General features: G+C 41.4%; 17 protein-coding genes. 10 read left to right on the forward strand and 7 right to left on the reverse strand.

Features of this window, described 5'->3' with window-relative positions; genetic code table 11:
• Positions 1–36: 36 nt before the first annotated feature.
• The gene (locus IRQ78_RS07390; RefSeq protein ID WP_194441712.1) at positions 37–1,056 is read right to left on the reverse strand and encodes an endonuclease/exonuclease/phosphatase family protein; all 1,020 of its coding nucleotides are present in this window, start codon (positions 1,054–1,056) and stop codon (positions 37–39) included.
• 207 nt (positions 1,057–1,263) lie between these two features.
• On the opposite strand from IRQ78_RS07390, the gene yghU reads away from it, so the two are divergent.
• From yghU to IRQ78_RS07405, 3 genes are read left to right on the forward strand one after another with little or no spacing between them, the layout of a single operon-like run.
• On the forward strand, positions 1,264–2,103 hold the full coding sequence (yghU, locus tag IRQ78_RS07395; RefSeq protein ID WP_054551806.1) for a glutathione-dependent disulfide-bond oxidoreductase: 840 nt from the start codon (positions 1,264–1,266) through the stop codon (positions 2,101–2,103).
• A gap of 35 nt (positions 2,104–2,138) precedes the next feature.
• Positions 2,139–3,437, forward strand: a complete 1,299-nt coding sequence (locus IRQ78_RS07400) for an MFS transporter (protein WP_054551807.1) — start codon at positions 2,139–2,141, stop codon at positions 3,435–3,437.
• Between the two features lie 58 nt (positions 3,438–3,495).
• Positions 3,496–3,882: a hypothetical protein gene (locus IRQ78_RS07405; RefSeq protein WP_054551808.1), complete on the forward strand. Its 387-nt coding sequence runs from the start codon at positions 3,496–3,498 to the stop codon at positions 3,880–3,882.
• A gap of 59 nt (positions 3,883–3,941) precedes the next feature.
• Here the strand turns inward: IRQ78_RS07405 and IRQ78_RS07410 are convergent, their stop codons facing one another.
• The gene (locus tag IRQ78_RS07410) at positions 3,942–5,864 is read right to left on the reverse strand and encodes an alpha/beta hydrolase family protein (RefSeq protein WP_194441713.1); all 1,923 of its coding nucleotides are present in this window, start codon (positions 5,862–5,864) and stop codon (positions 3,942–3,944) included.
• 186 nt (positions 5,865–6,050) lie between these two features.
• Here IRQ78_RS07410 and IRQ78_RS07415 point away from each other — a divergent pair, with 186 nt between their 5' ends.
• Complete coding sequence (locus IRQ78_RS07415) at positions 6,051–6,650, forward strand: FMN-dependent NADH-azoreductase (RefSeq protein ID WP_138601395.1); 600 nt, start codon at positions 6,051–6,053, stop codon at positions 6,648–6,650.
• A 43-nt stretch (positions 6,651–6,693) separates the two neighbouring features.
• Here IRQ78_RS07415 and IRQ78_RS07420 read toward each other — a convergent pair whose 3' ends face one another.
• On the reverse strand, positions 6,694–7,161 hold the full coding sequence (locus IRQ78_RS07420; protein ID WP_194441714.1) for a hypothetical protein: 468 nt from the start codon (positions 7,159–7,161) through the stop codon (positions 6,694–6,696).
• Entirely contained in the window at positions 7,158–7,445 is a 288-nt protein-coding gene (locus IRQ78_RS07425; protein WP_194441715.1) for an EF-hand domain-containing protein, read from the reverse strand. The genes IRQ78_RS07420 and IRQ78_RS07425 overlap by 4 nt, the downstream gene beginning before the upstream one ends.
• A 169-nt stretch (positions 7,446–7,614) precedes the next feature.
• Here IRQ78_RS07425 and IRQ78_RS07430 point away from each other — a divergent pair, with 169 nt between their 5' ends.
• The 4 genes from IRQ78_RS07430 (at position 7,615) to IRQ78_RS07445 (ending at position 10,689) form a co-directional block, all read left to right on the forward strand.
• Entirely contained in the window at positions 7,615–9,111 is a 1,497-nt protein-coding gene (locus tag IRQ78_RS07430) for a cryptochrome/deoxyribodipyrimidine photo-lyase family protein (protein WP_194441716.1), read from the forward strand.
• The gene (locus IRQ78_RS07435) at positions 9,101–9,253 is read left to right on the forward strand and encodes a DUF2256 domain-containing protein (RefSeq protein WP_138601387.1); all 153 of its coding nucleotides are present in this window, start codon (positions 9,101–9,103) and stop codon (positions 9,251–9,253) included. The genes IRQ78_RS07430 and IRQ78_RS07435 overlap by 11 nt, the downstream gene beginning before the upstream one ends.
• An 89-nt stretch (positions 9,254–9,342) precedes the next feature.
• Positions 9,343–9,771: an OsmC family protein gene (locus IRQ78_RS07440; protein ID WP_054551814.1), complete on the forward strand. Its 429-nt coding sequence runs from the start codon at positions 9,343–9,345 to the stop codon at positions 9,769–9,771.
• A gap of 126 nt (positions 9,772–9,897) precedes the next feature.
• Positions 9,898–10,689, forward strand: coding sequence for a putative porin (locus IRQ78_RS07445; RefSeq protein WP_194441717.1), 792 nt, complete (start codon positions 9,898–9,900; stop codon positions 10,687–10,689).
• Positions 10,690–10,753: 64 nt separating this feature from the next.
• Here the strand turns inward: IRQ78_RS07445 and IRQ78_RS07450 are convergent, their stop codons facing one another.
• Positions 10,754–12,244 carry a dipeptidase gene (locus IRQ78_RS07450; RefSeq protein ID WP_194441718.1) on the reverse strand — a complete coding sequence of 497 codons (1,491 nt, stop codon included), beginning with the start codon at positions 12,242–12,244 and terminating at the stop codon, positions 10,754–10,756.
• A 156-nt stretch (positions 12,245–12,400) separates the two neighbouring features.
• On the opposite strand from IRQ78_RS07450, the gene IRQ78_RS07455 reads away from it, so the two are divergent.
• On the forward strand, positions 12,401–12,547 hold the full coding sequence (locus tag IRQ78_RS07455) for a DUF2986 domain-containing protein (protein ID WP_082389188.1): 147 nt from the start codon (positions 12,401–12,403) through the stop codon (positions 12,545–12,547).
• A gap of 1,194 nt (positions 12,548–13,741) precedes the next feature.
• Here the strand turns inward: IRQ78_RS07455 and IRQ78_RS07460 are convergent.
• Together IRQ78_RS07460 and IRQ78_RS07465 are read right to left on the reverse strand one after the other, a co-directional pair.
• Entirely contained in the window at positions 13,742–15,874 is a 2,133-nt protein-coding gene (locus tag IRQ78_RS07460) for a TonB-dependent receptor (protein ID WP_194441719.1), read from the reverse strand.
• A 104-nt stretch (positions 15,875–15,978) separates the two neighbouring features.
• The gene (locus tag IRQ78_RS07465) at positions 15,979–16,830 is read right to left on the reverse strand and encodes a universal stress protein (protein ID WP_187489923.1); all 852 of its coding nucleotides are present in this window, start codon (positions 16,828–16,830) and stop codon (positions 15,979–15,981) included.
• A 267-nt stretch (positions 16,831–17,097) separates the two neighbouring features.
• Between IRQ78_RS07465 and IRQ78_RS07470 the strand changes: the two genes are divergently transcribed.
• Positions 17,098–18,288, forward strand: coding sequence for an MFS transporter (locus IRQ78_RS07470; RefSeq protein WP_194441720.1), 1,191 nt, complete (start codon positions 17,098–17,100; stop codon positions 18,286–18,288).
• Positions 18,289–18,453: the final 165 nt, after the last annotated feature.

Here is an 18,453-nt window from a genome sequence, read left to right on the forward strand (position 1 = left end):
GAAAGCTGAAAGCTGAAAGCTGAAAGCTATAAGCTTCTAGTCTCTTAACTTCATTGTCACCATCACAACGCCATGGTCGGTACTTTGATCATCATAGGCAAACTGGGGGTTGATTAAGTGCTGATCATAAGTGTGATAATCAACTACCTCGAAAAAGCTGCTCTGAAACCCGGCATCAAACTCACGGGATAACAAAATATAATCAAATACTGAGCTGCTACTGCCAAAATAGTGGGTCGCTTCTCTGTCGTTCTCGGTGACAACATGGCGCTGATAGAGTTGCCAACTATCTTGTAGTTTAAACTCTGAACGAGATGGGCTATTTTGGCTATGACCGCTAAAACGAAGGTGGTCAGCGATTAAATGATTAAGCACACCATCGTGTAACTCATTATTAAAGTCCCCCATCACAATCACAGGGTTATTGGTGTGCGCTCTGCGCTTAATAATTTCAACGAGTAACAGCGCTGCTTCACTGCCACGCTGCATACTTGATGCCCAGCGCCCAAGGGCTTGCGATTTTAACTGCATAACTAAGTTTTGCTGTTCGCTGTGGCTTTCATCATCTTGGTGATGGAGCATGCTGCGCTTAGATTTAAAGTGCACTACATAGCAATCGACATGTCCTAAGTGAGGTACTTCAAGTGTTGCGCGAATAATACTGCGGCTAAAGTTAAAATTATCGCTCAAGCCCATCGCTAAAATATCATCTTGCTCTGCCTCAACCTGACTGACAGCAATAATTTTATAGCGTGAGGCAATGGCCACAACCGGATCGCGATAAATAAAGTCATCAATCACCGTTGGCTCATCAACCACTGCAAAATAAGGGTAACCCTCTGCGTTAACTTGTTGTTTTAGTTCATTGATACTGAACACTTCTTGAAAGCCAATAATATCTGGCTGCTGATTTTTAAGGTAATCGGCCAACCAGCGCTGCTTTTTGGCCCACTGCTCAGCGCTATAAATGCGCTGAAAATCATAAAATGCGTCAGGTGGCGCTAAATAATTATATAAATTAAACGTTGCTACCTTTAATTGACTGTTTTTTATCACTTAACTCCTTATTCGTGTAACCACTCAGTGGCAATGATCGGGTCTTCAAAGTATTTCACTTCGCTCAAGGCCAATGGCTAAACCATGCTTTTTCATGCCATCCTCCTTGTTATTCATAATTAATAACTGTACTTCCCTTGCTCTATCTGATCAACTAGGATGGTAGTCTCGTAATGACATTCATTAAAGCACAATTTAGGAGTTTCAATGAGTAATACCGACAGTTATACGCCACCTAAAGTGTGGCAATGGGATGCAGAAAACGGTGGTGAATGGGCGAAGACGAATCGTCCGGTCTCAGGTGCAACCCACGAGCAAGACTTGCCCGTTGGTAAACATGACCTACAACTCTACTCGCTTGCGACACCAAACGGCCAAAAAGTCACTATCATGCTCGAAGAGCTATTAGAGCTTGGTATTGATGAAGCCGACTACGATGCATTTTTAATTAAAATTGGCGATGGTGACCAGTTCTCTTCAGGGTTTGTAAGTGTTAACCCTAATTCAAAAATCCCAGCCTTAATGGATCACAGTACCACACCCGTTACTCGCGTGTTTGAGTCAGGTGCAATTTTACAATACTTGGCAGAAAAGTTTGATGCGCTGATCCCAAGCGATCACGCCAGTAAAACAGAATGTCGTAATTGGCTGTTTTGGCAAATGGGCTCTGCCCCCTACTTAGGCGGAGGTTTCGGTCACTTTTATAGTTATGCACCATTTAAAATGCAGTACCCAATTGATCGCTTCACCATGGAAGTAAAACGCCAGTTAGACGTATTAAACCGTCATTTAAGCGACCATGACTACATGGCTGGTAGCGAATATTCAATTGCCGATATCGCTATTTGGCCTTGGTATGGCAGCTTGGTACTTGGCAATTTATATGATGCGGCAGAGTTCTTAGATGTTGAGTCATACAGCCATGTGATGCGCTGGGCAAAACAAATTGAGCGCCGCCCTGCTGTAAAACGAGGTCGTAGAGTCAATAGAACTTGGGGTGATGAAGCTGAGCAATTAGCAGAGCGCCACTCTAAGGAAGATTTTTAAGGGCTTAACGGCCCTTTTTCATAAAAATAAACAGTATGAAAAAGCTCAGTAAAGAAGATATCTATCAACGTCTTAGCAATACCGAAGATGCCCGTGCCTGTAAAGCGATTGATGAAGCTGCTTGTAAAGTGGTACCCGGCAATTTTATTACTTTATTAGTGAGCCAACTATTTAGTAAGTTTGCAGATGCCCTGCTAAACCCTAAAGTGACTCTGCCTTGGCTACTGCAAAGCATTAATGTACCAAGTAGTTTTATTGCTTGGCTTGTGCCTATTCGTGAGTCAGGCTCAATGTTGCCACAACTGGCCATCGCCAGTGCTATTCGTAGGCTGCCTGTTAGAAAGTGGGTTTGGGTGATTGGCGCCATAGTGCAAGCTTTGTGTATTGTAGGCATGCTTATTTGTGCTTTAACACTTCAAGGTGCAACAGCAGGTTTTGCTATCATCGCTATTTTGATTATCTTTAGCCTTGCTCGTGGCTTTAATTCCATTGCTGCAAAAGATGTATTAGGCAAGGTCATACCTAAACAACAACGAGGCAGTATTAGCGGTCTTGCTGCGAGTTTTGCCGGATTTGCAACGCTCACCTTTGGTCTTGGTTTATGGTATCTACAAAGTCTTGGCTATGAAAATGGGGTGTATGTTGCTTTAATGCTGGCCGCTTTAATGTGGCTGTTTGCAGCGCTCAGCTATAGTCGCATTCAAGAATACAAGGGCGCAACCGAGGGCGCTGAAAACGGCTTTTTGCATGCTTTGTCAAAATTAAAACTGCTTTACCAAGATAAACAATTTGCCCACTTTATTATCACTCGTGCGTTGTTGCTATGTTCTGCTTTGAGCGCCCCGTTTTATATCGTTCTTGCTAGTGAACAGGCTTTCGACTTTTCACTACTTGCTACGTTTATGGCGCTTTCTGGGCTTGCCAGCTTAGTCTCTGCGCCAATTTGGGGTCGATTAAGTGATTTATCGAGTCGCAAAGTATTAGTATTTGCTGCAATGCTCGTCACCCTCAACGGTTTCGCCGTTTATTTAGTTGCTTATCTGAGCCCACAAACGCTCAATGAGTTTTGGCTATTACCGCTCTGTTATTTTTTACTCACCGTAGCTCATCAAGGGGTTCGCCTTGGTCGTAAAACCTACCTTGTTGATATGGCTGAAGGAAACAAGCGCACTGACTATGTCTCTGTTAGTAATACGGTGATCGGAGTTATATTATTACTGCTAGGTAGCGTCGGCTTACTAAATACCTACTTAACGACTGCTGAGTTAATTTTTTTCTACAGTATCTTAGGCTTACTTGGTGCAATTAGTGCATGGTTTTTACCCGATGCCTAGACCCTCGGGTAAAAAAAGCGCATAATCGCGCTGATTTTATTTCCAAAAAGGACTTACTATGAAAAAGGCAGCGCTTGCACTTTTTACCCTACTTACACTTTCTGCTTGTAGCACCAGTGTGCCTATTCGTAACTTTGACGCAAACCCTGTACCGCAAATGGCGTCTGGCCAACATGACCTTGAAAGTATCAAAACCAATATTTTAAAAGCATGTATGAAACTAGGCTGGACGTGTCGTTCAAATGCCGAAGGCCAAATCTTAGGTAAACTTGATATTCGTAAACACCAATTACGCGTTGATATAACGTTTAACGAGCAAGAATACTCTATTGATTACAAAGATTCGATCAACCTTGATTACAATGGCAAAAAAATCCACCGCCAATATATCAATTGGGTTACCAACTTAATGCGCAATATTGATGCTGAATTAGCCTATAAATAAAATTGACGCAGAATCAGGTATTAAAAAAGGCGACCTAGGTCGCCTTTTCTTTGCTAATTCTAGTTTTTCAAGTTCTTATCGAAGAACTCTAAAAACGCTTTCAACGTTTTAATTCTGTATGGCTGGTGCGATAAGTAATGATCGCCATCTTCAAGCTCAATGTAAGTAACATCTTTACCTTCGTCTTTAAGTTCATCATCCATTTCACGGCTATGATAAACAGGCACTACATTATCATCAGAGCCATGAACCAATAGCACCGGACGATTAATTTGCTTTGCAAAATTAACTGGTGAAACCTTTTCAAGTTTATCGCCATCAGTTCCAAATTGCTTACGCACAATTTCTTTATTAGTGAAATAACGCGCTTTACTAACAATACGCTCAAGATCAGTAACGCCTGCAAAGCTTGCTGCACATTTGAATGTTTCTGGGTGTTTAACCACCGCCATTAATGCAGCATAACCACCATAACTTGCCCCGCCAATACAGATTTTATCTTTATTAGCGATACCTTCCTCAACAAGCCAATTCGCCGCATCTTGCAAGTCATCTTGCATTTCTTTACCAAAACCTTGAACTGCAGCCATCTCAAATTCATGGCCATAGCCACTAGAACCACGGAAGTTTGGTTGCAGTACTGCATAACCATTATAAGCAAGTAATGCAGTCCAATAGTCAAAACCAGCGTAATCACGAGCCATAGGACCACCATGCGGGAACACAATAGTGGGTAGTTTATCGCCTTCTTTGTAACCCACAGGTAAAGTTAAATACCCTTCAATAGTTAAACCATCACGGGCTTTAAAACTGATTTTCTTTTTACCGCTGTAAACTGTTTCATTTACATCTGGGAATGCGCTTGCAAATACCGTTAGCTCACTTGTATCGCGATTCCCAATCATGTAAGTTCCAGCACTATCGTCGCTTGTTAAATAAAGCACATATTGGCGCTGATCTTTACTGGTATCAATGATATCTATGTCAAATTTATCTTTTGGTAAAACAGCGCGTAAACCTGTATAGAGCTTATTTAAATCTTCATTCCAGTAACGGATCCCTTCATCTAATTGAGAGTGTGTAAAGCCTGCTACTTCACCTGTAAGTGGTGAGTAGAAAATATGACCGTCGAAGTCATAGTTATCATCGCTGAACACTAACTCTTTTTTCATGGTCGTTAGGTCCATTTTATAAAGCGCATCATAGCCATCTTTAAGAGCTTTGAAATAAAGAATATTAGGGTCTTTATCGAAGCCCAAAACAGTCACTACATCAGGGGTAAATGCTTTATATTTAAATAACGTTTTACGGTTATCTCTATCTTCATCGTAAAGAATATATTCGAATTCGTCTTCATCCATTTTAAGGGCAATACGCACATTACCTTGGCGGTCTGCTGTCCAATCAATCACTTTACTGCGTGAGCGCTGAATTTTTTTCTTACGAAGTGTACTTAAATTAAGTTCATACACGCCAGGGGTATTGGCAACATCAAAGTCACCTTGAACTAAAATTTTATCTTTTTGATCGGGTAAAAAGCTGATGACCTGATCACCAAATTGCGGTTGGCGTTCATTACGATTAAAGTTAGGCTTTATAGCCAGTTTCGCTTTTCCATCACCACCAATGTTATACGCATATAAACGCGTAGATGTATATTTAGGGCCGCCAAATTGACGTTGAATATAGCGTGCACCTAAAAGCAGTACCTCATCATTTGCCCATTCATACCAATCGAAGAAGATAGTGTGATTATCTGAACGAATAACAGCATCTGCTTCTTTAGTTTTGCGGTTATAAACCATTAAAACCAACTCACCATTCACATTTCGAATAAACGATATGTGTTCACCACTAGGCGAAAATTTTACTTGGCTAAAAGCGCGTAAAGAGGCGAATGATTCTACAGGGAGTTGCGTGTTTTCAGCAGCACGGGGCATTAAGCTCAGCACTGCAAAAAATGTAAGCAGTAAGTACTTCATAGTAAAGTCCATTTTTTTATTGTTCCGACAATATTAACATTAAATTACAAAAAAAGACTAACTCAAAAAAACTTAGGCACATCTTTCATTCGCTTAAAACGAACATAACACTCGATTAATAGCATTATTAATTTATTTTTTGATAATTATAATGGCTGCACTACTTCAGTTTTCTTAGGTGACATGATGAAAAAAGTACTTGTGTTAAATTCATCTTTAAATGGTGAACAAGGTAATTCAACCAAACTTAGCCAACAATTTGTTGAGCAACTTGCTAACAACCAACAAATTTCAGTAACAACGCGCGATTTAAGCGACAATGCGATTGCTCACTTAACGCAGACAGAAATGGCTGCTTGGATGACTGATGCAAACGAGCGTAGCGATGAGCAAAAAGCACTTGCTGCAATTTCTGACGATTTAATTGCTGAACTTAACGATAACGAACTGATTGTTATTGGTATGCCAATGTACAACTTTGGAATTCCATCAACATTCAAAGCTTGGATTGATCGTATTGCCCGTGCTGGTATTACGTTTAAATACACTGAGCAAGGCCCTGTAGGTTTAATTGCAGACAAGAAAGTGGTGGTACTTGCAGCACGTGGTGGTTTGTATCAAGGCACTGACATGGATACACAAACTAAATACTTAAAAGATGTACTTGGTTTTGTGGGTATGACTGACGTTGATTTTATTTATGCCGAAGGTCTTGCGATGCCGGGTGCAGAGCAAAGCTTAGAAGCAGCACAAAACGAAATAAAGACTTTTGCTGCAGCACTGTAATTAGCAGAGCATAAAAAAGCGGTCATCATGACCGCTTTGTGATTTACGCTGTGACCGATAACAGCGAATCACCTTCAGATAAACCAAACTTTTCTTGCACAGAGGCTAGAATCGCTTCTTTATCTTCTTCTCCCAGTTGATCAGAATATTGCGCTAACAACTCATCTAAATAACTGACAACTTCTTCAGTATCAACCTGCTCAAGTGAGTTACCACTAGGCGGAGGTGGTGGCGGACCAGGAGGACGCTCACCTTCAGGGCGACCTAATTCACCGACTTCAGCGGCATCAAAGCCAGCTTCAGCCATAATTGCTTCCATTTCTTGACCCGGTTGAATACCCGCATCCATAAATGTTTGCATAATAGATTGTGCATCTTCTGCAGTTAAGTTTTCAGGATCAAACTGAGCTAAGGTATCATTCATCAACTCTGTTTGTTCACTGGTTAACGGCTCTGCTTGCGGTCGTTGCATGGGCTGAAAATTCGCATCCGATGAGACACTGTTGATCATCGTTGATTTTCCTTACGTTTTGGTGGTTTATGGTTGTTGAACTCGTCTTCAGTTACTTCACCATTTTGATCAGCATCCATGTCATTAAAAATGGTTTGCAGCATATCTTCTGGCATAGGCTGCTCACTAAACTCAGTAAAATCAATCACCCCATTGCCATCAATATCAATCGTCGTAAAGTCAGGTCGCTGGGGTGGACCGCCTTGATGGTCGCGAGCAAAGCAAGCGGGCGCTGTGACTAACAACGAAATAGCTAAAACAGAAAGTGCAGATAAATGCTTCATAGCGAACCTCTTATGTCATTCAATTGACCATAAGCATAATCTGAATATCATTCAAAAGTGTGTGGGCAATATGCTACAAATGTGGAAACTTTGTGGATCGTTGTAGCAATTAATCGAAGTTGTAACTTGTTACGTATTAAGAGCAAAACACTTTTTCAACTCCACGTTTATGGCAGACTCAAAAAAACAAAAAGTAAATCTTGTTTGGTTCAAACGTGACCTAAGATTGTCTGATCATCAACCACTTGCCAGTGCGATTGCATCAGATCTGCCTTGCTTACTCATTTATAATTTTGAGCCTCTATTACTCGACGACCCCCATTACAGCTTAAGGCACTGGCGTTTTGTTGCTCAGTCACTTAAAGACATCAACCAACAACTTGAAAAATACAACGCTGAAATCGCCATTTATAATCAAGAAATGATTACCTTGTTAGAAACCCTCAGTGAAGATTTTGATATTGCAGGGGTTTATAGTCATCAAGAAATAGGCCTAAACAATACATTTGAGCGAGATAAACAGGTCAAACGCTGGCTAAACAGTAAAGCAATTCCATGGCACGAAACGCCACTTGGAGGTGTAAAACGAGCGAGGCCAAAACAGTTTGATTGGCAAGCACATTGGCATGGCGTGATGAACCAACGTCTTGTAACGCCAAATTGGCAAGTATTTAATGCTGTACTGCCCAATAATTACCAAGCAGCGACCTGTGTTGATGATTTTCTAAAGCACGACCCGCAGTTTCAATATGGTGGCCCTCATGCAGCTAGAGCTTGCCTACAGAGCTTTGTAGAAGAGCGTGCAAAGAACTACCAAAGTGGCATCTCGAGTCCTTCCAAAAGTAGAGATTCATGCTCTAGGCTTTCGCCTTACTTAGCCTTTGGCAACTTGAGCCTCAGACAAGTTTATCAAACTCTAAAATACTATTTAGCAAAGCAGCCTTTAAGCTGGCGTCGCTCATTACATGCTTTCGAGTCAAGGCTTCACTGGCATTGCCATTTTATGCAAAAGTTCGAAACTCAATGCAGCATGGAGTTTGCACCGCAAAATGCGGGCTACAAGCACTACCCTTATCGCGATGATGAACATGTTGCTGAGCACATAAAACGCTTTGAACAAGGTCAAACAGGTATTCCTATTATTGATGCGTGCATGCGCTGCCTCGCAGCAACAGGTTACATTAACTTTCGAATGCGCGCTATGTTAGTCAGCTTTATGACTCATCATATGAACATTCATTGGCAATCTGTTAGTTTAATTTTATCGCGTTATTTTTTAGATTTTGAGCCGGGTATTCACTACCCACAAATCCAAATGCAAGCATCGGTCACAGGAACTAACACCATTCGTTTGTATAACCCAATAAAGCAATCTGAAGACAAAGACCCAGATGGTATATTTATAAAAACATGGTGCCCTGAGCTTAAAAACTTACCCAAAGAAGATCTCCACCAGCCATGGCAACAACCGCCAATGGAAGCCTTGTTTAATAATTTTAAACTCGGCGAAGACTACCCAGAGCCCATGGTCGATATTGAACACGCAGCCAAACAAGCACGTGAGCGGTTATGGTCATTTCGAGAACGTGATGACGTAAAACGTGGCACAAAAGCCGTACTGCATAAGCATGTGATAAGCCTTAAAAGACAACGCCATGGCTCATAAAAAGCTGAATTTACCCAGCAAAACCTGCCCCGTTTGCGACAGGTCATTTATGTGGCGTAAAAAATGGCAACGTGACTGGGAGCATGTTAAATACTGCTCAGAACGTTGCAAGCGTGAGGCAAAAAGAAATATTGGCGTTTAAGTTGCACTTATATCGTGAACTCACCGTTTTCGGCACAAAACCCTGAAAGCCTTTCACGGTCGTCGAAAAAATTTACAAAGGAGATGACGATGACAATTAAAAAATCTGCACATACGAGTTGGTCTGGTGATATTAAATCTGGCAAAGGCTATATTTCTAGTCAAAGTGGCGCGCTTGAGAAACAGCCATTTGGCTTTAACACTCGCTTTGAAGATAAGCCAGGTACTAACCCTGAAGAACTGGTTGCAGCGGCACACAGTAGCTGTTTTAGCATGGCGCTATCGCTGGCTCTAACTGAAGCAGGCTTTGTCGCTGACGACATAACGACCAAAGCAACAGTGAGCCTTGATGAGGTTGATGACGGCTTCGAAGTGAGCCACATTGCACTTGATGTCAGCGCAAAGATAAAAGAAATCTCACTCGAAAAGTTTGAGCAACTTTGTGAGCAAACCAAGCAAGGCTGCCCTATTTCTAAACTGATGAATGCCGAAATATCACTCACCACAACGCTTAATTAATCTCTGTAGGCCAAGCAGTGCTTGGCCTTTTCACAAACTAACAGACCCACAACACTTTATTACATTCTTTTTACCGCCTCGTTGTATTATCTTTATGAAGCAAAACCAAATACAACAAGGATATGTATGATTAAAAAATTAGCCCCGATCGCTCTTGCAACACTTGCTTATTCAAACTGCTCAATCGCCACAGAACAACAAGTAAGTAAACAATGGTTCAACAGTATCGACTACACGCACATAGAGAACCACAGATATAGTTTTAATGCTTACCAATTAGTGAGTCATTACTACTTTGAGGAGCAGCAGAGCTCTGGGGTACTTGATGATTATGGCTACCTAGATACAGATTCCAACATCCGAGTGAATTACTTTAATAGCGATTACACTGATTATCTTGGCTTGTTTGGTGAAGGATTTTATAAAAACTGGTTTGTTACAGGTGAAATTTACGATGTTGATGATGCTGATGACTATACCTTAGGAATAGGCTATTTATTTGCCGATGCCTTAAAGGTCTCTGTAAATAGGGATGTGCGTGAATATGGTGATGATTATTTCCGCTTAAAAGCGCAGTATAACCTCCAAATCAACGATAAAGATTACCTTGGTTTTAGCGCAGAAACAGATGATGAACTCGACGTTTGGAATGTCTCTGCCAGATACTTTAATCATTTAAGTGGTAGCCATTACATTACCGTCGATGTTGGCCATCAAGACAGCCTTTATGATTCAGCAAGCAATGCCATGATCAGCTACTACTTCGGCGATCACTATGCCATAGGTGCAGGGTTGGATGATTCTGAACTCGTTTTACAAGGTAAGTACTTTATTAATGATAAATACTATTTAACCGCGAATTACACTGAAAGCGGCTCTGCTGAACTTTATAACCTTAAGTTTGTTGCCCAATTCTAAATAGGAATGAGTCACCAGTTTTAAACAAAACGCCGCTATAAAGCGGCGTTTTCAGTTTATAGAATTACATATTACCTAGCTTCATCATCATTGCAGTATACATTTTTAAGTTCAGTGCTAACTGCTCTTCAGTAATAAACTCATGCTCTGAGTGACCTGTGTACTTTTTACCTGGCATTGATGGACCAAATGACACCGCATTATCAAATAACTTAGCATTTGTGCCACCACCAATTGACACAAAGCCCGCGTCCTTATCGCCGGTAAAGTGCTTAAAGATATCGAGTAATGCTTCTGCATGAGGCGCACCATCTAACAGCATTGGCGTACCAATAATAACTTTAGTGTCTTTTAACGTAGCACCATTAGTGGTTTGCCAAGCACTAAGTGCTTCATTAATTTGCTGCTTAAGCACCGCTTCTTGTTTACCTACCGGACGACGCATATTAATCGACAGTTTAATGTCGTTACCGTCGCGGCTTAATAAGGTAGGCGAAACAGTCATCGGGCCCATAAAGTCATGCTTGTAACCAATTTCACCGAATTGCGCGCCGTATAAATCAAGGCCAATTAGTTGATTGATAAACTCAATGGCTTGACCATCACTATTGTTCTCAACATCAATACCTTTAAAGATTTCTGCAAGGTGCGCAATGGCATTTTCACCCGCTTCTGGCTCAGATGAATGCGCTGAAATCCCCTTCACTTGGACTAACAAGCCATTGTCTTGCTCTGTCATCGCCACTTTGACGTTTTTAAGCTTAGCGACATTGTCGTGTAATTTAGCCACTGTCGCCGCATCAGCGTTATGCACTAACACGCTGGCATCTTCAGGGATTTGGCTAACAAAGGCGCCGCCTTTTAAATCACTGACATATAAGCCTGTTTGTGCTGAGGTCGCAGAGAAAGTCGGCGCAATTAAGCTCCAGCCTTTTTCTGCAACAACCACAGGGTATGAAGCATCAATAGTGACAGCATATTTTGGTTGCTGATAGGTTTTCATGAACTCTTCGAGTGGTGCCCAGTCAGACTCTTCTGCAAGGTAAACCATTAATTCAATACGGTTATTTAAAGTAATACCCTTGTCTTTAATCGCCTTCATTGCATGCAGTGCAGTCGCAATTGCGCCTTTATCATCTTCTGTACCACGAGCTATTAGCTTTCCTGGCTCAGAGGTTTTATCCATTTTAAAAGGACTTTGCTGCCATTTACTGGCATCTGCAGGTTGCACATCACCATGGGTTACTATGGTTACTTTGTCAGCTTGGTTACCCATGCCAATTAACACTGTGTAGCCTAAATCTTGATAATCAAAACCAAACTGCGCCGCTTTCATTTTTAAGAACGACTTAAAGCCAATAAAATCTGGGTTATCAGGAGTCGCTAGACCTTCTTTATTTACCGTTGGATACGAAACTAAATTCTCTAAGGTATGAATTTGCGCTTGTTGATATTGCTCTACCGCGTAGCTAGCCAGCTTTTCACTTTGCTCAGACACAGTTGCCTGACTAGAGAAAGCACTTAATAAAAATGCAGCAAGTAATGAATGTTTCAAGATAAGCTCCAGAGTTTAAGAAGGTTTTTAGAAAGTCGCCTTGATTGTAACGCTTATAACGCCGACATAACATCTCTAATTAAAGCAAAATAGATCGCTTAAAAATACCAACAAGGTACAATAACCACTCACCCTATTAATTCGTTTGTTAGACTCATGAACCGCAGAAAAAAGATCTTCACTAAACTTAAGCAAAAAGATAAGCGCGCCAATGCAAAATTGCATAAGAGCAATAAACCGGCCTACATCTCAAAGGCAGAACGCGAAAAATTAGCACAGCAAGAAGCTGAGCAGGAAAATTAAAATACCTAGCGGTCAGGGGTAAAATTGTAGGCGCGATTTTATATCGCGCAACACTTCTATGATTCACAAAGAGGATAAGAGACGCTTCGCTTTAGAGAAAAACAAAAAAAGTTTTAATATTACTTCCTCATTTTCTTCTCATTAGTTTCTCTTTGTGCAATTTGTTTTAACGCGAAATAAATTTCACGTCTACGGCAAAGACATTTTTTCACAAAGAGGATTAGAGRCGCTGCGCTTTAGAGAAAACAACAAGTAATCCAGTGTTTTCCCTCATTACCTTCTCATTCTTTTCTCTTTGTGCAATTTGTTTTAACGCGAAATAAATTTCACGCCTACGWCAAAGACATTTATTTTCACGCAATTTGTTTTAACGCGAAATAAATTTCACGCCTACGWCAAAGACATTTATTTTCACAAAGAGGATAAGAGGCGCTGCGCTTTAGAGAATACAACAAGYAATCCAGTGTTTTACCTCATTGTCTTCTCATTCWKTTCTCTTTGTGCAATTTTTTTAACGCGAAATAAATTTCACGCCTACGTCAAAGACATTTATTTGCACAAAGAGAATATGAGGCGCTGCGCTTTAGAGGAAAACAACAAGTAATCCAGTGTTTTACCTCATTGTCTTCTCATTCTTTTCTCTTTGTGCAATTTTTTTTACGCGAAATAAATTTCACGCCTACRTCAAAGACATTTATTTKCACAAAGAGGATWAGAGACGCTGCGCTTTAGAGAAAACARCAAGTAATCCAGTGTTTTCCCTCATTACCTTCTCATTCTTTTCTCTTTGTGCAATTTGTTTTAACGCGAAATAAATTTCACGCCTACGTCAAAGACATTTATTTTCACTGTGCAATTTGTTTTAACGCGAAATAAATTTCACGCCTACGTCAAAGACATTTATTTGCACAAAGAGAATATGAGGCGCTGCGCTTTAGAGGAAAACAACAAGTAATCTATTGTTTTACCTCATTGTCTTCTCATTCTTTTCTCTTTGTGCAATATGTTTTAACGCGAAATAAATTTCACGCCTACGACAGCTTATGTCACATTTATATCGGACACGTGATCTGACTCGCTAACTTTACTCTCGTAACTAGAAACTCTGGTTTTAATCTGAAAGCTGACAGCTCTCTTCACTCTTTACCCTAGCAGCTTGCTAACTTTACTCTAGCAACTCGCTAACTCCCTAACCTAAAACCTATAACTCACACTGGCATTATACGAACGGCCTTGTCCGGCAAGTTGCTCAAAGCCATTGCTCATATCTTGCTTGTAATTAGCAATGCTTACACCGCCAAGTGGCTGTTGGTAATATTCATCAAGTAAGTTGGTAATTGCTAACTTAAAGGTTAAATTTTGCCACGTTTTCTGGCTTGAGATAGCCAGTAACTGATAACTGTCGGTTTGGTTTTCTAAACGGCGCTCATCAACATGAGTTTTACTATCAACCCATTGCCAGCTCAGTGCGTTTTGCCAGCCTTTGTATTCGTGCTCTAGGCTCAGCTCAGTGTGCAGTGGCATAATTTGATATAAGTCTTCATTGCTATCATCACGCTCACCATGAGTACTGGTTAGTGAGCCTTTTAACTGCCATTTTCCTGCTTGCTTTGAGTTGTAAAGCTCTACCAAGCCCGCCAGTTTTGCACCGTAAAGTGTCGCATCTAGGTTCGTAAAAGTAAGAATATTACGCTTGGTATGCGCCATGTCGGTGCGATTAAAGCTCTTAGTCACTTCAGCATCAATATAATCATTTACTTGCGTGTACCAAACATTTGCCGTTACTTGCCAGCTATCGTCTTTGGCAAGTTTGGTGTAGCTAGAGCTTAATGTGTGAGCTGTTTCGGCTTCTAAATCTGGGTTACCAATATAACCATTACCATCACCAAACCAACCAATCATGGTGGTTGCCATCGTACCTACACCCCAGCTGTAACGCTCATATAAATTAGGTGCGCGGTTTTTACGAGCTAAACCAAATTGCAGCTCATCGTTATTCGATAATTGATAGCGAGCAAGCAAGCTGATATCAACTAAAGTGTCGTCACGTTTACGGTCTAATTGGTTAAATTCCATCGCAGCTTGGGCGTCGGTTTTTGACATATCCATCATTGAGCCCATATTAGCCATGCCGCTCATGCCACCTTCGTTATAAGCCTGCACTTCGCCAGTATCTGTGCTGACTTGCTCAACTCGAACACCTGCCGACACCCACCATGCTTGGTTTACTTGGTTTTGGTACTCCGCAAATGCCGCAAGGCGGTCACGTTTGCCATCGTTAATGTTTACGTATTCATTTGGGCCCATCATCATTGACCCTGTAACCGCTGGCCACCAATCATCAATTCGATAACCGTAATATTCTTGCCCTAGCATTAGTGATGACTGTTTTGATAAGTCAGTGCGCCAATGAACTTGGTAACTGTAATCTTGTGCATCGGTATTCATCGGCATCATGCCGGTTTTCTCATTACTGAAAAAACCCATTTCGTGTTTTACATCATGCGCATTCACTTGCACCTGCAAATCACCATTTTCAAGCTCACGTTGATACTGAACAACGAAACCATAACTGGTGTTATCGGTCATATCCATGTATTGATTTGCAAAGCCTTGGTAAGGAATTTTTTGATGCGTCAGCTTAACCACAAGCTGTTGTTTCTCATTACGAATAACGCCTGTTAAGGCATGATTTTGTACTCGATATAAGGTATCAAGTACACGCTCACCATGGCCATCATCATAGCTGTTAGCATCTTCAAAGCTGCCTTGGTAAGACAAGCTAAACTGTTTGCTCGCAAGGCTGGCACCTAGCGCGTATGCTTGGCTATCGTTAACGCTTTTGTACTGGGCGGTAACATAGCCTGCGCGCCATTTCACTGAGTCTGAATCACTAAATTCAGGGGCAATCGTATTTACCCTAATAACACCGGCAATATTATCCCCGCCACTGCTTACCGGTGATACACCAGCAACGACACTGTAAGAGGCAATTTGATTTGCCGACACATAAGAGAGTGGCGGGTTCATTTGGTTAGCACACGCTGCTGTGACATCAGCACCATCAACTAAAACTTTAACTCTATCGCCCATCATGCCGTTCATTACTGGCAAGTTAGACACCCCTCCGGCCGCTGAAAAATCAACACCTAAATCTTTCAGTAACGCGTCTGCAGAGCCAACTAATTGATGGTTATTTTGGGCATGACCTTGTACTTCTATCACTTCAATAGAATCATCAGCAAAGGCTGAAATACTTAAAACACAGCTAAGTGCTGCAGCAATTTTGGAAAATAAAAAACCAGGGCGAGAAGATTGCGTGTTCATAACTCTTTTAAAATCAAAGCAAATAATTAATGACGCCGATTATAAAACTCATTAATTAGTCTGAACACGTGACATATTGTCGCACCCTGTCACAGGTAAATAACTTAGCGCAACACCACTAAAGGAATACGGCTATCTTCAAGCATTTTTAAGGTCGTGCTGCCTAAAAAGAACTGCCGCCATTTAGAGTGACCAAATGCGCCCATCACCATTAAGTCAACGGCGTGGTCACTTTTATACCGCCACAGCGCTTGGTAAACATCGCCATCGAGCATGCGCGCTCTCACATTAAAGCCGTTTTCAGCCAGCCTTGCTGAGGCAGTATCAAGTTTGTCTTGGCAGTGACCGTCTTGTTTATCAACCATCACCAAGTGGCAATCTAAGCCGGATAAAATCCCGCCCTTGATAATTTGTGTAATCGCTTTGTCGGTACTTTCGCTGCCATCATAAGCCAGCATAAAGTTTGTGGGCTCATGAAATTGCGGCGGCACAATCGCAACCGGGGTATGTACCTGACGGATCAGCGTTTCAATATGTGAGCCCAGTACTTTAAAATCATCGTAATGGCCTTTACCAGAGCGGCCAATAATCATCACGCGGGCATTGTCTTCATGTTCAAGCAAGGCATCAACAAGACTCATTGAAAGCTGCTGTTGCTCAATCTCGTTTAAGCCTGCATGCTCGGCTTTTTTCATTGCTTCATCTAGCAATAATTGACCGTGCTGCGACGCTACTTTGTTGCGCTCTTGCTCAAGTTTTGCCAATTGCTCTAACAATGAAGTTTGCGAACCTAAACCAATAATTGCGGTTAAATCATCACTGCCCTGCGGCAAAGGTGGCTCTAAAGCATGCAGAAAATTAATTGGATGGCTGGAGCGCTTAGAAATCCAAATAGCCGCTTCTGTCACCGCATCGGTCATGCATGAACCGTCGATACAAGCAAATATCTTTTTCATTACACTCTCCTTTAAACCAATTTAATTCACCAAGTATAGTTGGCTTTTTCTCTGTATTTATTTTGAACAGCAAAGACTTAAGAAGTTCAGGTTATTTTCTTATAGCAAACAAATATAGAACGTTCCAAAAAGTACTGTATCAACCCCATTAATTTGTATTAAAATAGCACTGGGCACACATCTCTACTCCAGAACAAAGTATTTGTTACTGGCACTTTCAATTATCAAAAATCTATTTTGTTTTTAAATTTATTTTAAAGGAATTACATGACTAACGTAGCCAACTCCCAAGGCAACGCAAGCACGTTTACCATTCTGATAGTATTGGCTTTAGGCACATTCATTTTAGGCCTATCAGAATTTTCTATGATGCCAATGTTGCCCCTGATCAGCGAAACATTTTCGTCTACGCCAGCGCAAAGTGGTTATGCCATCAGCGCTTACGCGATAGGCGTCGTCGTCGGTGCACCGCTATTTATGATCACAACCGCCAACATGCGTAAGCGCAATGCACTGTTGATGTTTGTCAGTATGATGTTTTTATTCAATGGCTTAAGTGCTTTTGCAAACTCGCTTGAGCAACTTATTTTATTTCGCTTTTTAAGTGGTTTACCACACGGTGCCTACTTCGCCGCTGCTATTTTATTGGCTGCCGACATCGCCCCTGCCGATAAACGCGCAAGCTTTATGTCAAAAGTGTTTATGGGTTTAACCATTGCCACTATCGTTGGTGTGCCCATGGTCACCTTAGTGGGGCAAAACTTTAGCTGGCGTTATTGTTTGGCAGGCACCGCTTTACTTGCGTTAGTTGCCTTGGTATTGATTGTGAAATACGTACCTAACGTAAAAAATACCGCGCCAACATCGATTCTCGATGAGTTAAGTGTATTAAAGAACAAGCTCGTATGGACCATTCTAGGTATCATCATTATTGGTTTTGGTGGTGTATTTTGTGTTTACACTTACATTGCCGACACTATTTTAGAAGTCACCCATACCCCTGCTTACACTATCTCTATTGCTATGATCATGTTTGGTATTGGTTGTACATTAGGTAACTACCTATTAGGTAAAGCCGCCGACCACTCACCGCTGAAAACCACAGGGGCTGCGCTAATTGGTGCTGTAGTATTTGCAGCCAGTTATGTAAGCGCAAGCCATAATATTTGGCTGTTATACGCGGTGATTTTCTTTATTGGTTTTAGTGTTGGTTTAGGTACCGTGATCCAATCGTTATTAATGGATGTATCACCACAAGGGCATGCCATGATTGGTGCGCTAGTACAGTGTGCGTTTAATACTGCCAATGCCATAGGCCCTTGGCTTGGCGGCATGGCTATTGCTGGGGGCGCACTCCCTAGTCAAACAGGCTATGTTTCGGCGGCATTATTCTTAGGTGGCTTTTTAATGTGGTCGTTAAGTGCGATGCAGATGAAAAAACAAAGCTGTAAGCCTTAAGCTGTCAGCTGTAAGTCTGATTGATCTGACTCCATAAAAGTAGACACCTTTTTGGAGTCAGTAATCATGAAAGTAAAGTCACAGCGTAGATATTCCCTCGAATTTAAAATAAAAGTCGTTCAAGAGTCGTTAGACACCACAGATACAGTTAAGATGGTCGCTAAT

Source organism: Pseudoalteromonas simplex, assembly GCF_015278155.1.
Taxonomy (GTDB): Bacteria; Pseudomonadota; Gammaproteobacteria; order Enterobacterales; family Alteromonadaceae; genus Pseudoalteromonas; species Pseudoalteromonas simplex.